The following is a 15,175-nucleotide window of genomic DNA, read 5'->3' on the forward strand; positions in this document are numbered from 1 at the left end:
GAGCGGGATGCGGGCGGAACGATCGTCCCACATTTTGGCATCCCGCTCTAGCTTGATGACTATGAAGACCCCTTGGCGGTCTTCGCCGCGGCGGTCTTGCCCGGGGCCTTGGTGGCCCGGGTCTTGGTTGAAGTGGTGGCTTTCTTGGCCGTTGTCGAGGTCTTCGCCTTCGACTTGGCCGCGGATGCCTTCGGTTTCGCCGACCGGGTCGACGCCTTCTTGGGCGCGCCGGCCTTGGCTTCGATCAGCGCCACCGCCTCTTCCATGGTGAGGGCCTGCGGGTCGGTGCCCTTCGGCAGTGTCGCGTTCACCTTGCCATGGTTGACGTACGGTCCGTACTTGCCGTCGCGCACGCTCACCGGTCCGCCGGCGGTCGGATGTTCTCCGAGCGCCTTCAGTTCGGCGGCGCCGGCGCGGCCCTTGCCGCGTTTCTCGCGCTTCTCCGCGATCAGCGTGACCGCGCGGTTGAGACCCACGGTGAACACTTCTTCGGGCGAATCGAGATTGGCGTAGGTGCCGTCCAGAAGGACGAACGGGCCGTATCGGCCGATGCCGGCGGTGATGGGCTTGCCGGTCTCAGGGTCCGTGCCGACTTCGCGGGGAAGCGACAGGAGCTTGAGGGCGGCCTCGAGGTCGATGGTCGCGGCACTCCAGCCTTTCGGCAGGGTGGCGCGCTTCGGCTTCTCGCCTTCGGCCGGCTCGCCGAGCTGGATATAGGGACCGAACCTGCCCGAGCGCAAGGTCACGTCGAGTCCGCTGTCCGGATCGGTGCCCAGCACGCGCGGTCCCTCGGCCTCCGCTTCCGCCTCGCCGTTGGTCTGGGCGAGCTGGCGGGTGAAGCGGCACTCGGGGTAGTTGGAGCAGCCGATGAAGGCGCCGAACTTGCCGAGTTTCAGCGACAGCCGGCCCTCCGCGCAGGACGGGCAGGCGCGCGGGTCGCTGCCGTCGGCCTTCTTCGGGAAGATGTGGGCGCCGAGGATCTCGTTCAGGGAATCGAGCACGTCGGTGACGCGCAGTTCCTTGGTCTCGTCGACGTTGGACGAGAAGTCCTTCCAGAACTCGCGCAGCACGTCCTGCCAGGCGAGATCGCCGTTGGAGATCTTGTCGAGCTTCTCCTCCAGGCTCGCCGTGAAGTCGAACTCCACGTAGCGCTCGAAGAAGGCCGTCAGGAACGCGGTGACCAGCCGTCCCTTGTCCTCCGGCACCAGCCGGCGCTTGTCGAGGGCGACGTAGCCGCGGTCGCGCAGCACCGCCATGGTGCTCGCATAGGTCGACGGCCGGCCGATGCCGAGCTCCTCCATCTTCTTGATGAGGGTCGCTTCGGTGTAGCGCGGCAGCGGCTCGGTGAAGTGCTGGCGCGTCTCGATCTCGGTCTTGGTCGGCTTCTCGCCGGTCGTGATCGGGGGCAGGCGGCCGCCGCCGTCGTCCTCCTCGTCGTCCTTGCCCTCCTGGTAGAGGGTCAGGAAGCCGTCGAACTTGATGACCTGACCGGTGGCGCGCAGTTCCGCCGCGCGGCCGCCGCCGGTGGCGGCGATCTCCACGGTGGTCCGTTCAATCTCGGCCGATTCCATCTGGCTCGCCACGGCGCGCTTCCAGATCAGCTCGTAGAGCTTCGCCTGGTCGGCATCGAGGATGCGGGCGACGTCCTTCGGGCGGCGCGAGGCCTCGGTCGGGCGGATCGCCTCATGGGCCTCCTGGGCGTTCTTCGCCTTGGTGGCGTAGTGGCGCTGCTTCTCCGGCAGGTAGCGGTCGCCATAGGAGGCGGCGATCTCGCGGCGCATGGCCTGGATGCCCTCCTGGCTCATCTGCACCGCGTCGGTCCGCATGTAGGTGATCAGGCCGACCGTCTCGCCGCCGATGTCGACGCCTTCGTAGAGCCGCTGGGCGATCTGCATGGTGCGCGCCGACGAGAAGCCGAGCTTGCGGGAGGCTTCCTGCTGCAGCGTCGAGGTGGTGAAAGGCGGCTGCGGGTTGCGGCGCTGGGGCTTCGCCTCCACCGAGGAGACGACGTAGGCGGCGTCGTCGAGGAAGGCGCGGATCGCGGTGGCCTCGTCGCCGGTCTTGATGGCGAGCTTGTCGAGCCGCTTGCCGTCGAGCCCCGTCAGGCGGGCGTCGAAGGGTTCGCCGCCGGCGCTGATCATCTTGGCCAGCACCGACCAGTATTCCTGGCTGACGAACGCCTCGATCTCCGCCTCGCGGTCGCACACCAGCCGCAGCGCCACCGACTGCACGCGGCCGGCGGAGCGGGCGCCTGGCAGCTTGCGCCACAGGACGGGGGAGAGCGTGAAGCCGACCAGATAGTCCAGCGCCCGGCGGGCGAGGTAGGCGTCGACCAGCGGCGTGTCGATGGCGCGCGGGTTGCGCATGGCCTCGGTCACGGCCTGCTTGGTGATGGCGTTGAAGACGACGCGCTCGATGCGCTGGTCCTTCAGCGCCTTCTTGTCGCGCAGCGCCTGCAGCACGTGCCAGGAAATCGCCTCGCCCTCGCGATCCGGGTCGGTGGCGAGGATCAGGACGTCGGCGTCCTTCACGGCGCGGGCGATGTCGTTGATGCGCTTCTGCGACTTCGCATCAACGGCCCAGGACATGGCGAAGTCCTCGTCCGGACGCACCGATCCGTCCTTCGCCGGCAGGTCACGGACGTGACCGTACGAAGCGAGGACGTGGTAGTCCGGGCCGAGATACTTGTTGATCGTCTTCGCCTTGGCAGGCGATTCCACGACAACGACGTGCATCGATACCTTCGCGTTCGTTGGATCTTCGAAAAGCGTGAAAAACCAGGGCCATCCGCCGTGCGGACAACCCTGGCGCGAGCCGCTGCGAGCGCGGCAGGGGCGTCAACCGAGGGGCGGACAATCCGGAATCCGAGGCGCCCTGTCAAATGGGGACATCTGCGGCGTACGCTACCCCGTCGTTTGCCGATAGCAACCCATGAGGGTATCTTCACCAAATCATGCACGTCATGATATATGTCGGGGCCGGGGCTCCCGCGGGCAGGCGGGAGCGGTCAGGAGGTCGCTGACGATGACGCGCACGGATCGACAGGACGAGGGCGGCGAGGCGTCGGGCGCGGTCCGGCCCGAGGATGCCGCCCAGTATATAGAGGGCATCAGCGCGGAGCTCTCGACGATGGCGCGCCGCTCCGGCTTCGATTTCCTCGGCTACCTGCTCGACATCGTCCGGGAGGAGGCGGCGGCCCGCGCAATGGAGTCCTCCGGGGCGGCCGGGCGCAAGCTCACCTGAGGCCCACGGGCCGCCAAAGCAGCCGCCGATGCCGCCGGCCCGGGCGCCGCGGCCTTAACCCTTTCCGGTCGACACCCCTTGCGGGAAAAGCCCGCCTGGGTCCCAATCCGCGCGATGTCCCACTTCGGCCATTCAGGGAACTTCCGGCCCTCAGCGCCGTTCCTTGGGTCGAGCGGGCTGGGGTCCTCAGCCGCATCAGGACGAGCGACGGAGACGACGATGGCTGAATTTGAAGCGAAGATGGCCGACGAGCGCGCCAAGACCGCGGCCAACCAGGCTGGTCGCAAGACCGAAGACATTTCGCGCGACATTGACGCGCTGCGCGCCGACCTGGCGAGCCTCACCGACACGGTGAAGACGCTGCTCGGCGAGGAAGCCGACGCCCTCAAGGAGCGCCTGCAGTCGCGCGCCAGCGAGATGAAGCGCCAGGGCCGCGAATACCGCGACGCCGCCTACGACGAGATCAAGTCCTACGAAGAGGAAGCCGAAGCGGCGATCCACCGCAATCCGTTCACCGCGGTGCTGGTGGCCCTCGGCTTCGGTCTGTTCCTCGGCTTCCTTAGCCGCGGACGATGATCTCGACCCTCCTGACCGAGCTGACGGCCAACGCGCGCCTGTCGGCCATGCTGACCGTGCGGAGCATCGTCCGCATGGTCGTCCTGTCGCTCGCCGCGCTCCTGGCGGCGCTGGGCATGGTCATCTACCTCGCCAACGCCGTGCACCGGCTGCTCGCCGAGCGCTACGACGCGGTGACCGCCGACCTGGTGCTCGCCGGCGGCTTCCTGGCGCTGCTGGTCATCATCCTGCTGCTTCTCGGCAGGCGGCGACGGAGGGTGGTCGTCCGCCGCCCTTTATCTGAACCGTCAGCGGCCGCCGCGCCGCTGGCGGGACCTGCACCGGGCGCCGGCCTGTTTCCCGGCAGCGTCTCCGATGTCTGGCCGCCGAAGAAGCCCGTCGTCTTCGGGCTGATGTTCACGGCGCTCGCCGTCGGCTTCGGGATCGGCCGCCGCAAGGGCTGAGCGGGACGGCACGGACCAGGTCCGGTTCCGTCGCGCGCCGCCGCACCCGTCAGAATGGCTTCAGGTCGTCCCGGCCTGGAGCCATTTTCGTTTGAGGCGCGCTGGCCTGGTGCCTCCGTGGCTGTCGTATCCGAGACGGGGCCCGTCACTCCACCGTGACGGTGACCGAGTCCGACCGGCCCTCGGGGTCGAGCACGGTAATGCGCACCGGACCCGCGTGGTCGATGGCGATCTGGGTGCCGCGCCGGTGCGCCGGCACGGCGATCGGCCGGCCGTCGACCAGCCACACCAGCCGGTCCGCCGCGCCCTCCACCTTCACCGACAGCGGCTGCCGCCCGCCGCCCGGCTCCGACAGCGCCACCGTCGCGCCGTCGGGCGGGAACGCGATGACCAGCCCCGGCCGCGCCGGATCGTGCTCCGGCCGGTTCGGATCGCGGAACCGCCGCAGCGGGATCGGCAGGCTGCCGGTGTCGGCGATCAGCGTGCCCGCCGGCGCGGCCGTGAGCGGCGTGCGCGCCGGCGACACCCGCGCGAACGCGTCGAACAGCAGCGGCGCCGCGGCGATGCGCCCGGTCAGCCCCGGCACCGGCGCCGAATCGGGCCGCCCCACCCACACCGCCACCACCGTCCTGCCGTCGAAGCCCACCGACCACGCGTCCCGGTATCCGTACGAGGTGCCGGTCTTGTAGGCGATCTCGCCGCCCCGGGCGTTCTGCGGCGGCGGCGTGCCGCGCAGCGCATCGGCCACCAGCCACGCCGCCCGCCGGTCGAACAGCCGGTCGCCCGCCCCGCGCGCCGGATCGACGCCGTCGGCGAGCGGCTGGGCGTGCAGGCGCACCGGCGCGCCGCCCCGGGCAAGCGCCACGTAGAGGTGGGCGAGGTCCTCCAGCGTCAGCCCCACGCCGCCGAGCCCGATCGCCAGCGACGGCGCCTCGATGCGCGGCAGCTTCAGCGTCGCGCCGGTGCCGCGCAGCCGCACCGCCAGCCGGTTCGGGCCGATGGCGTCGAGCACCGCCACCGCCGGCACGTTCAGCGAGCGCTCCAGCGCCTCGCGGATGGTCACGGTGCCGTGGAACACGTCGTCGAAGTTCTCCGGCCGGTAGTCGCCGAAGCGGATCGGCCGGTCCTCGATCAGCGTTTCCGGGTGCGCCAGCCCGGCCTCGAAGGCGAGCCCGTAGATGAACGGCTTCAGGGTCGAGCCAGGCGAGCGGATCGCCCGCGTCATGTCGACGTGGCCCTGGCGCGCCGTCGACAGGAAGTCGGCCGACCCGACGCTCGCCAGGATCTCGCCGCTCTCAGCGTCGGCGACCAGGATCGCGGTGGAGATGCCCGGACCCAGCGTGTCCGCCCGCTCGCGCGCCAGCGTCTCCAGCTCGCGCTGCACGCGGGCGTCGAGGGTGGTGCGGTGGATCGCCGTCTCGGGATCGCCGGCCACCAGCCGCCGCGCCAGGTGCGGCGCCAGCATCGGCACCGGCCGGCGCGCGGTCGGCACGCGCTCGCGCTTCGCCTCGTCGGCGTCGGCCTGGGAGATCGCGCCCGCCGCGGCCACCCGGTCCAGCACCCGGTCGCGGGCGGCCCGTGCGGCCTCCGGGTGCCGGTCCGGCCGCCGGCCTTCCGGGGCCTGGGGCAGGGCAACCAGCAGCGCCGCCTGGCCCAGCGTCAGCCGCGTCGGCTCGCGCCCGAAATAGGCGAGGCTCGCCGCCCGCACCCCTTCCAGGTTGCCGCCGAACGGCGCCAGCGCAAGGTAGCGCTCCAGGATTTCGTCCTTGGTCAGCCGCCGTTCCAGCTGCAGCGCGTGCACCATCTCCACCAGCTTGCGGTCGAGGGTGCGCTCGTGGCGGTCCTCCAGCAGCCGCGCCGTCTGCATGGTCAGCGTCGAGCCGCCGGAGACGATCCCGCCGCTGGTCGCCGCCTGCCAGACCGCCCGCAGCATCGCCCGCGGGTCGACGCCGGCATGCGCGCGAAAGCGCTTGTCCTCGTAGGCGAACAGCAGCTCCAGATAGCGCGGATCGACGTCGTCGACGGCCACCGGCAGCCGCCAGCGGCCGGCTTGCGTTGTGAACGGCCGCAGCAGCGTACCGTCTCGGGCGAGCACCATCACCGAGGGGCGGCCGACCGGGTCGAGGGTCGGCGGATGGCGCGCGTCGACCGCCATGGCGCCGATGGCCGCGACGGCGACCAGCGCCCCGGCGGCCACCGCCGCGAACGCGAGGCGGCGGCCCCGCCGGCGCGGCCGGGCAGCCCCGGGCGTTCCGGTCATCTGACGGGACGCACGGTCGCCGATCCCGGCGCGGTGCGCGCGAAGCGGCCAGGCCGGTACATGTCCTCCACCTGCGCCGCCGGGTGGGCGAACGTGCCCGGCGACACCGCCCGCACCATGTAGGCGACGATCATCGGGTCGGTGTCGTCGCCGGTGCGCGAGAAGGCCGCGATGAAGCGGTCGTCCCGGAAGCCCAGGTGGGCCGGCGTCACGTCGGTCTGCAGCCACGGGAAGGCGGCGAGGTCGGCGCTTGTCACCAGCGACGGGTTCTCGATCTCGAAGCCGGCCGGCAGCAGGTCGGAGATCAGCAGTTCGGCTGGCCGTGCCTCCACCTCCGTCGCCGTCAGCACCACCACCATGCGGTCGTTCTGGGCCACCTGGCGCGGATCCAGCGGCTCGCCGTCGAGGCTGTAGTACTGGCGATCGATGGAAAGCCCGTTGGCCGCCGCCGGCAGCGGCAGGCGCGGCGTGCCGGTCACCGTCACCGCCACCTGCGCGGTCTCGTGGCCGCGGTTGGCGATGCGGACCGGATCGCGCTGCAGCGCCGGCACCGACATGGAGCGGAACACCGAGCCGCCGTGGGGCAGTCCGTCGACCGTCAGGTCCAGCCCGCCGTCGGCCGACCCCAGCGCGTGCGCCGCCATCAGCTGCCAGGCCATTTCCTGGGTGCTGAGCCCGTCGGTGGTCGCGGCGCTGGTGATCGCCACCGCCTGGGTGAACGCCGGCATGCCGCTCACGTCGATGGCGGATTCGGCGGCGAGCGTCAGCCCGGCCGCGGCGTCGCGCAGCGGCGAGCCGTAGTCGCTGCGGTTGGGCAGGTCGTCCTGTCCGCCCGGCGGCAGCCCGTTCGCCGCGGCCGAGAAGGCCCGGTCGGCGCGTTGCCGGTCGCCGGAGAACGCCACCGCCGCCGCCACCTGCGCCTTGGCGAGCGGCGTACCGAAGTCGTCCAGCCGCTCGTCGATGAAGTAGCGCAGGTCGCCGATGGAGGCGCGGCCGTTGCGGGCGAGCACATAGAGCCCGTAGGCGACGTCGGCGCCCTCTCCGGCCTGGAAGTCGGAGCTGTAGGAGAGGGTGTTCTGGATGTTGTCCAGCGCCAGCGTCATCGACAGCGCTGGCACGCTGTAGCCGGCCTGCCGGGCGCGCGTCAGGAAGTCGGTCACGTAGGCGTTCAGCCACAGGTCGCCGCCGACCGGGGCCCAGAGGCCGAAGCCGCCGGAGGAATCCTGCAGCGCCAGCACCCGGCGGATCGCCTTGTCGACGCGTTCCTTGATCGCCGGATCGGAGCCGATGCCCACGTCGGCCGCCACCTGCGCGAGGTAGAGCAGCGGCATCGCCCGGCTGGTGACCTGTTCGGCGCAGCCGTAGGGGTAGGTGTCCAGCGCGATCAGGATGCCCGGCACGTCGATGGGCGCGCCGCTGGTCACCGCCAGCGTCACCCGCGCGTCGTCCGGCAGCACCGAGGCCGCCAGTCCGGCGTCGATGGTCATTTCGCCGCCTGAGGCGAGCGCCTGCAGCCGCCTTTCGCTGACGGCGGGGGCGGCCGGGCGCACCGGCAGGGTGAACGACTGCTCGAACGAGCTGCCGTCGGGCCCCGACAGCGTCGCGGTGATCGTGCCGGTGCCCGGCTCGTCCGCCGACAGGCCCACTTCCACCGTGGCGGTCTGCTTGGCGTCCAGCGTCAGCGAGGCGGTCGACTGGTCGAGCACCACCGGTCCCGTCGGAACCAGCGTCAGCTCGTAGGCGCCGGCCGGCCCGTCGACGTTGTCGAGGTCGAAGCGGATGCGCGTCGCGTCGCCGGGGGCGAGGAAGCGCGGCAGGCTGCCGGTCACCACCACCGGATCGCGGACCACCAGGTCGGCGTCGGCGTTGCCGACCTTCCCCGTGGTCCAGGCGATGGCCATCACCTTCAGCGTGCCGTTGAAGGCCGGAATGTCGAACGGCACCTCCGCCCGGCCGTCGGCACCGACGGTGACGATGCCGGAGAACAGCGCCACCGGCGCCTGCGTCGGCGGCGCGGCCTGGAAGGGGCCGGCGTCGGCGCCGCCGCCGGAGCGGATCTGGCCCCGCACGGCGCCCAGCGAATCGATCAGGTCGCCGTAGAGGTCCCGCATCGAGATGCCGAGCTGGCGCTGGCCGAGATACCACTCGGCCGGATCCGGCGGCTCGTAGCCGGTGAGATTGAGGATGCCGACATCCACGGCGGCGACCGTCAGGTAGGCGGTCTCGCCGGGCTCGATGCCCGCCACCGTCACCGGCACCACCGTGGTGGTGCGCGGCTCGGCCACGTCCGGCAGCTCGAAGGAGACGTCGAGGGTGCGCGCCTCGCGGTCCAGCGACAGCCAGTCGAGGCCGATCGCCCGCGAGGGCATCCGCCCGGCCGCCACGTCCATCGGGCGGAACAGCATCGCCGTCACGTAGGCGCCGGGTCCCCAGCTCTCGTCGACGGTGAGGTCGATGGACGTGCCCTCGGCGGGCACCTCCACGGTCTCGGAATAGAGCAGCCGGTCCGTCACCACGGAGATCACCGCGGTGCCGGCGAAGCGGGGATCCAGGCGCACCTTGGCCGTCTCGCCGGGCGTGTAGTCGGCCTTGTCGAGACCGACCTCCAGCACGTCCGGCGTGTCGGCCTGGGCCGACAGGCTGACCCAGCCGGCGGAGAAGGTGACGCTGGTGGCGGTGGTGGCGCTGCCCGGGTCGATCACCTCGAGCCGGTAGGTGCCCCAGTCCACGGCGGCGGAAATGCGCGCCGCCGCGCCGGTGGTCAGGTCCAGGGTGCCGCTCGCCACCCGCTGGGTGGAGACGATCGGCTCGTAGTTCCAGCTCGAGCCGTTGCGATACCACTGGAAGCGGCGGTTCACCTTGAGGAGTTCCCAGTTCGCGCCGGCAAGGTCGATGCGCGCGCCGGACGGGCCGATGGCGATCACCTCGAAGCCGGCGGTGGCGCCCTCGCTCACCTGGTCGCCGGAGAACAGCGGCTTCACGCCGATCATCGGTCCGGACGGCGCGACGGGACGGGTGATGCGCTCTTCCACGGCGCGGCCGGAGGCCTCGCGCACCCGCACGGTCACCTCGGCCTCCAGCGGCCGGGTGGTGGCGGCAAGCGTCGGAATCGTGGCCATCACCGTCGCCCGGCCGTCGGGGCCGGTGAGCGGCAGCTCGACGAGCGGCGCGCGTTCGGGGGTGAGCTGGTCGTCGCCGAGCCCGAACGAATAGCCGGCGAAGCCCGGCATGCCGTCGGCCGGCCGCACCACCGTCTCGCCTTCCAGCGCGAGGCCGACTGCCGGCGCGCCGTAGAGATACTGGGCGTCCAGGGCGATCGCCAGCTTGCCGCCGGCGTCGACCTGGCCCTCCGGCGCGTCGAGGCTCACCTCGATCCGCTCGGGCACGTAGTCCTCCACCAGGAAGGTGGTGCCGCCGATCGGCTGCGCCTTCGGGTCGGCGTAGGCGGACACCCGCCACGTGCCCGTCATCGCGCCGGCCAGCAGGTCGATGTCGGCGGTGAAGCCGCCGGCCCGGTCGCCGGTCAGCACCATGCGGCGGTCCTCCATGCCGTCCGGGCGGCGGACGATCAGGGTCACCGGCACGCCGGTGGTGGCGACCGCGTCGTCGGCGCGCAGCAGCGTCGTCAGGTGCACGGTCTCGCCGCCCCGGTAGATGCCGCGCTCGCTCACCACGAAGGCATCGAGCGGGCCGGGGGCCGGGCGGCCCTCGTCGCCGCGGTCGGTCAGCTCGAAGCCGGCCGCCGTCAGGTCCAGGAAGGCGTAGTCGCCCGCTTCGGTCTCGGCCACCAGCAGCGCCGGCGTCATGCCGTCGCCGGCCTGCGGCGCGGCCTGGGTTTCCAGCAGCGCGTGGCCGGTCGCGTCGGTCTTGCCGGTGGCGAGGATCTGATCGTTGCGGGCGATCAGCCGCACCTCGACGCCCTCGAGCGCGTCGGCGCTGGCGATCGACCGTACGAAGGCGTCGACGCCCGCGGTGCCCGACATGGCGGCGAGCCCGAGGTCGGAGACGATGAACCACTGGGTCGCAAGCTGGCCGTAGGTGCTGTCGTCCTCGATGGGCTTGGCGGTCATCACGTAGACGCCGGGCTCCAGCGTGCCGATCGCCTCGGAGACCGGGAAGGCCGTGGTGATCTCCTCGTTGAGGGACATCGTCACGTCCATCGCGCCGGACCAGACGCGGGCGCCGGTGCCGTCGGCGATGTTGTCGACTTCCCAGGAGGAAAGCTGCCGCTTGAAGTCGCCGCCGCGGATGGTGCCGGCCAGCCCCCGGTCGCCGATCCGCAGGATCTGCACGGTGAGCTCGCGGGTGTTGACGGTGGTCACCGGAATGCCGACGGCGCCGGTGCGCGGCAGCACGTAGGCGCCGCCGGAGAAGCGGGCGGTCGGCGCCTGGTCGCGGACGTAGATGGAGAACGGGGCGGAGTTCGCCAGGGTCTCGCCGACGGTGGAGGGCAGGCCGGCGCGGATCGTCACGTGGTAGCGCTCGCCGTGCTTCAGGCCGTCGATGCAGAGCTGCTGGTCGTCGACGGAGACGACGGGGTCGCGGATCTCCTCGACGCTCACATACTTGGCGAGCTCGGCCGGCGCGCCCCGCAGGTTCTCGGAGAACTGCACGCACATGCGCGGGCTGGCGGCATCGGAATCCACCGAATAGTCCAGGATCCGGAAGCCGTATTCGTCGCGCAGCGCCTCGAATTGCTGGCGGGTCGACGGGATGTCGTTGATGGCGAGGCTCGCCTTCAGCGCCTCGATCGCCGGCCGCCACAGCGACTGGCGCTGCAGCGCCTCCGAAAGGGTCACCAGCGCGCTCGCCTGCTGGCTCGCGTCGGTGGCGCGGGTGAGGCCGAGATAGGCCGAGGCGGCGGCCTGCTGCGGCAATTCCTGCTGCTGGCGCCAGTCGTCGGTCTTGATCCGCAGCAGGTCGCGGGCCTCGTCGGCCCACGCCCAGCCGGGGCTTTCGGTGAGCTGGCGGGCGTAGCCGGGGTTGAAGCGGCCGATGGTCTGGCCGGTCCGCACCGCCGCCAGCGCCTGGGCCCTCAGCCGCGTCGCGTCGCGAACCGTGTCCTCGGGCAGGAACGACACGTCGGGCAGCGGCAGCGGAGCGACCTGGGCGGCCTGGCCGCGGTCGATCGAATGGATCTCGCCCGACACCGCGCCGACGAAGCGCTGGCGGTCGCCGACGCCGGACTTCAGGAAGCACCACTGGGCGCGCTCGTTGTAGGTGAAGGCCCGGCACTGAGCGTCGGCGATGCAGGCGGATTCGCAGACCGACTGCGGCACCTCCTTGAGGGTCTGGTAGTCGAAGCCGGGCAGGTCGGTGTCGCGGTAGGTGACGATCTCGCGGTCCTGGGCCACCGACGGTCCGGCCGTCCCCATGACCGCCCCCAGACCGATGGCCGTCGCCACGGCCAGGGGCTTCATCTCCCGGCGAAATCCGAGCCAACCCATGCGTCCCACTCCCCTAATCCCCGCCGCCGTGCGCCTTCTTTGCCGGCGCCTCCCATGCGGCGTCCGATGCTACACCGTCGGCGCCGAGATTTCATGACCGGATCGAGGGTGTCGAGGCGTCCGGGCACCCGGAGCGCGTGCGGCGGGTACAAATCTGCGCTATTGGCGGGTGGGCAACCGGAGGTGTCAGCGCGCGTGACGGACGAGACGACGGAAACCGGCGGGGCTGCGCGATCGCGCGGATTCGCGCAAAAAAGCGCACGTCTGCGCAGTTTTCTGACTGCGCTTTATTACGGCGACACGCGCGCGGCGCAGCGCTTCCGGATCGCCCTTTTGGTCCTCGACGTGGCGCTGATCGTCTACTTCCTGGTGACGGCAACGCTGGAAATCGGCCGTTTCTGGCACCTGGCCGACTACACCATCGGCGTGCTGGTGGTCGCCGACTTCGCCGCGCGCGCATTCATCGCCGACCGGCCGCTGCGCTTCCTGCGCTCGTTCACGGCGATCTGCGATGTGATCGTCATCGTCAGTCTCTTCGCCAGTGCCTTCATAGACAATCTCGGCTTCCTGCGGGTCATCAGGATGCTGCGGCTGCTGCGCTCCTATCACGTCGTCAAGGACCTCAGGAAATACTCCAGCTGGTTCCTGCGCAACGAGGAGGTCATCGCGTCGGCGCTGAACCTGATCGTCTTCATCTTCGTGGTGACGGCAATCGTGTTCGTGCTGGAGGACGAGCGAAATCCGCAGATCCACACCTATTTCGATGCGCTCTACTTCACCGTGACGACGCTGACCACGACGGGCTACGGCGACATCGTCCTCACCGACACCGTCGGCCGGATCCTCGCCGTGCTGATCATGATGTTCGGCGTGGGCCTGTTCCTGCGCCTCGCCCAGACCATCTTCCGGCCAGCGAAAGTGCAGTATTCCTGCCCCGAATGCGGCCTGAGCCGCCACGATCCCGATGCGGTCCACTGCAAGCACTGCGGCGAGACGCTGAACATTCCCACCGAAGGGGAATGGTAGGCACCGGGCCGGATTCGAGGCTCAGGGCTGCGCGTCGAGGGCGGCCCGCACCAGCCCCACGGCCTCGGGAGAATCCCATTCGGCCGGGCCGCTGAGCACGCCGGCGGCGCAGCCCTGGCGGTCGAGGATCAGCGTCGTCGGCATGCCGAGCGCCAGCCCCTCCTTCTTCAGGGCGGCGAACATCTTCATGGTCGGTTCGATGAAGAAATCGAGGCTGGAAATGCCGGTTTCCCGGTAGAAATCCTGCGCCCGGCCGTCGTCCTTGGTGTCGACGGAGACGGCCACCACCTGGAAGTCCCCGCCCCCCATCCGCTTCTCCAGCGCGTCGAGCGACGGCATCTCGGCCCGGCACGGCGGACACCAGGTCGCCCAAAGGTTCAAGAGCACGGTCCGCCCCGCGAAATCGGCGATGGTCACGTCCTTTCCGTCGCCGTTCTTGAACGACAGCGTGGAGAGATCGACGGGGGTGGCGAGCGGCTTGAAGCCGGCCACGGTGCCCTGGGCGGCCGCGTCCAGCGGGCCGGCCATGGCGGCGGCCGCGGCGCATTGGCCACCGCCGCCGTTGCCAGCAAACCCGCCGGTCACGTATACCGCGCCCACCCCGGCCACGATGCCGACGGAAACCAACGCGGCAGCCAGGGCCGAGCGGCGACGCGGGCGGGGGGACGTGCGGGCTGGCTCGGACATGGGTTCGGGGCGTTCCTGGCGGGTCGAAGATCAATGCGACGGCGATGAAAGCAGTGCGGACATGAGCAATCGGATGTGGGGCGGGCGGTTCGAGAGCGGCCCCGATGCCATCATGGAGGAGATCAACGCGTCGATCGCCTTCGACAAGGCGCTCTTCGCGCAGGACCTCGCAGGCTCGCGCGCCCACTGCCGGATGCTCATGGCGCAATCCATCATCGAGGGCGAAGATGGAGAGGCAATCCTCAAAGGTCTAGATGCAATCGAGGCCGAGATCCGCGACGAATCGTTCACCTTCTCGCGCGCCCTCGAAGACATCCACATGAACATCGAGGCGCGCCTTGCCGAACTGATCGGCCCGACCGCCGGGCGCCTGCACACGGCACGCTCGCGCAACGACCAGGTCGCGACCGACTTCCGGCTCTGGGTGCGCGACGCGATGGACACCATCGACGCGGCGCTTGGCGAGCTGCAGACGGCCTTCCTCGACCAGGCCGAGGCGCACGCGGCGACCATCATGCCCGGCTTCACGCATCTCCAGACGGCGCAGCCGGTGACGTTCGGCCATCACCTGATGGCTTACGTGGAAATGATCGGGCGCGACCGCGGCCGCTTCGCCGATGCGCGCGAGCGCCTCAACGAATGCCCGCTCGGCGCGGCCGCGCTGGCCGGTACGGCGTTCCCGATCGACCGGGCGGCGACGGCGGAAGCGCTCGGCTTCGCCCGTCCCACGGCCAACTCGATGGATTCCGTCTCCGACCGCGACTTCGCGCTGGAGGCGCTGTCGGCGGCGAACATCTGCGCGCTGCACCTCTCCCGGCTGGCCGAGGAGATCGTGATCTGGTGCTCGGCGCCGTTCTCGTTCGTCAAGCTGTCCGACAAGTTCACCACCGGCTCGTCGATCATGCCGCAGAAGCGCAACCCCGACGCGGCCGAGCTGGTGCGGGCGAAGACCGGCCGCATTCTCGGCGCGCTAACGACGCTGTCGACGGTGATGAAGGGCCTGCCGCTCGCTTATTCCAAGGATATGCAGGAGGACAAGGAGCCGGTGTTTGACGCGCTGCCGACGCTCTCCCTCTGCGTGGCCGCGATGACGGGCATGGTGCGCGACCTCGTGCCCAACGAGAAGGCCATGCGCCGCGCCGCCGGCCAGGGCTACTCCACCGCGACGGACCTGGCCGACTGGCTGGTGCGCGAGGCCGGGCTGCCGTTCCGCGAGGCCCATCACGTGACCGGCCGCATCGTGGCGATCGCCTCGGAGAGCGGACGCACGCTCGACGCGCTGACGCTGGAGGAGATGCAGACGGTCGACGCGCGCATCGACGAGCGCTTGAAGGGCGTCCTGTCGGTGGCCAAGTCGGTCGCCAGCCGGACCAGCTACGGCGGCACGGCGCCGAAGAACGTGCGCGCGCAGGTGAAGCGGTGGCGGCGACGCCTTGACCAGAAGGGCCGCTCCGGACGATCAAGGGGCTGAGGTTTCGGCAATCGGAACGAGC

General features: G+C 70.8%; 9 protein-coding genes. 5 read left to right on the forward strand and 4 right to left on the reverse strand.

All coding sequences use genetic code 11. The annotated features are described in order from the left end of the window. Nucleotides 1–59: 59 nt before the first annotated feature. Entirely contained in the window at nucleotides 60–2,735 is a 2,676-nt protein-coding gene (gene topA / locus AB7M35_RS15290; protein ID WP_453961221.1) for a type I DNA topoisomerase, read from the reverse strand. Between the two features lie 289 nt (nucleotides 2,736–3,024). Here topA and AB7M35_RS15295 point away from each other — a divergent pair, with 289 nt between their 5' ends. The 3 genes from AB7M35_RS15295 (at nucleotide 3,025) to AB7M35_RS15305 (ending at nucleotide 4,262) form a co-directional block, all read left to right on the forward strand. Continuing rightward, on the forward strand, nucleotides 3,025–3,243 hold the full coding sequence (locus AB7M35_RS15295) for a hypothetical protein (RefSeq protein WP_453961222.1): 219 nt from the start codon (nucleotides 3,025–3,027) through the stop codon (nucleotides 3,241–3,243). A 219-nt stretch (nucleotides 3,244–3,462) separates the two neighbouring features. Continuing rightward, a complete protein-coding gene (locus AB7M35_RS15300; protein ID WP_453961223.1) occupies nucleotides 3,463–3,819 on the forward strand; it encodes a DUF883 family protein in 357 nt (118 codons plus the stop codon). After that, on the forward strand, nucleotides 3,816–4,262 hold the full coding sequence (locus AB7M35_RS15305) for a hypothetical protein (protein WP_453961224.1): 447 nt from the start codon (nucleotides 3,816–3,818) through the stop codon (nucleotides 4,260–4,262). The genes AB7M35_RS15300 and AB7M35_RS15305 overlap by 4 nt, the downstream gene beginning before the upstream one ends. Before the next feature lie 145 nt (nucleotides 4,263–4,407). Here the strand turns inward: AB7M35_RS15305 and pbpC are convergent, their stop codons facing one another. Both pbpC and AB7M35_RS15315 read right to left on the reverse strand, forming a co-directional pair. Continuing rightward, nucleotides 4,408–6,522, reverse strand: a complete 2,115-nt coding sequence (gene pbpC / locus AB7M35_RS15310) for a penicillin-binding protein 1C (RefSeq protein ID WP_453961225.1) — start codon at nucleotides 6,520–6,522, stop codon at nucleotides 4,408–4,410. Next, the gene (locus AB7M35_RS15315; RefSeq protein ID WP_453961226.1) at nucleotides 6,519–11,942 is read right to left on the reverse strand and encodes an alpha-2-macroglobulin family protein; all 5,424 of its coding nucleotides are present in this window, start codon (nucleotides 11,940–11,942) and stop codon (nucleotides 6,519–6,521) included. Before AB7M35_RS15315 ends, pbpC begins: the two co-directional genes overlap by 4 nt. 291 nt (nucleotides 11,943–12,233) lie before the next feature. On the opposite strand from AB7M35_RS15315, the gene AB7M35_RS15320 reads away from it, so the two are divergent. Beyond that, nucleotides 12,234–12,995, forward strand: coding sequence for an ion channel (locus AB7M35_RS15320; RefSeq protein ID WP_453962544.1), 762 nt, complete (start codon nucleotides 12,234–12,236; stop codon nucleotides 12,993–12,995). Nucleotides 12,996–13,016: 21 nt separating this feature from the next. On the opposite strand, the gene tlpA is transcribed toward AB7M35_RS15320, so the two are convergent. Further along, nucleotides 13,017–13,682, reverse strand: a complete 666-nt coding sequence (gene tlpA / locus AB7M35_RS15325) for a thiol:disulfide interchange protein TlpA (RefSeq protein WP_453961227.1) — start codon at nucleotides 13,680–13,682, stop codon at nucleotides 13,017–13,019. Nucleotides 13,683–13,743: 61 nt separating this feature from the next. Between tlpA and argH the strand changes: the two genes are divergently transcribed. Next, entirely contained in the window at nucleotides 13,744–15,153 is a 1,410-nt protein-coding gene (gene argH / locus AB7M35_RS15330) for an argininosuccinate lyase (RefSeq protein WP_453961228.1), read from the forward strand. Nucleotides 15,154–15,175 lie beyond the last annotated feature (22 nt).

It is taken from the genome of Amorphus suaedae (genome assembly GCF_053629675.1).

What these genes read in the sequence shown, in the direction of transcription:
- topA (WP_453961221.1), bottom strand. Translation starts at nt 2,735, where the DNA reads ATGCACGTCGTTGTCGTGGAATCGCCTGCCAAGGCGAAGACGATCAAC.
- AB7M35_RS15295 (WP_453961222.1), top strand. Translation starts at nt 3,025, where the DNA reads ATGACGCGCACGGATCGACAGGACGAGGGCGGCGAGGCGTCGGGCGCG.
- AB7M35_RS15300 (WP_453961223.1), top strand. Translation starts at nt 3,463, where the DNA reads ATGGCTGAATTTGAAGCGAAGATGGCCGACGAGCGCGCCAAGACCGCG.
- AB7M35_RS15305 (WP_453961224.1), top strand. Translation starts at nt 3,816, where the DNA reads ATGATCTCGACCCTCCTGACCGAGCTGACGGCCAACGCGCGCCTGTCG.
- pbpC (WP_453961225.1), bottom strand. Translation starts at nt 6,522, where the DNA reads ATGACCGGAACGCCCGGGGCTGCCCGGCCGCGCCGGCGGGGCCGCCGC.
- AB7M35_RS15315 (WP_453961226.1), bottom strand. Translation starts at nt 11,942, where the DNA reads ATGAAGCCCCTGGCCGTGGCGACGGCCATCGGTCTGGGGGCGGTCATG.
- tlpA (WP_453961227.1), bottom strand. Translation starts at nt 13,682, where the DNA reads ATGTCCGAGCCAGCCCGCACGTCCCCCCGCCCGCGTCGCCGCTCGGCC.
- argH (WP_453961228.1), top strand. Translation starts at nt 13,744, where the DNA reads ATGAGCAATCGGATGTGGGGCGGGCGGTTCGAGAGCGGCCCCGATGCC.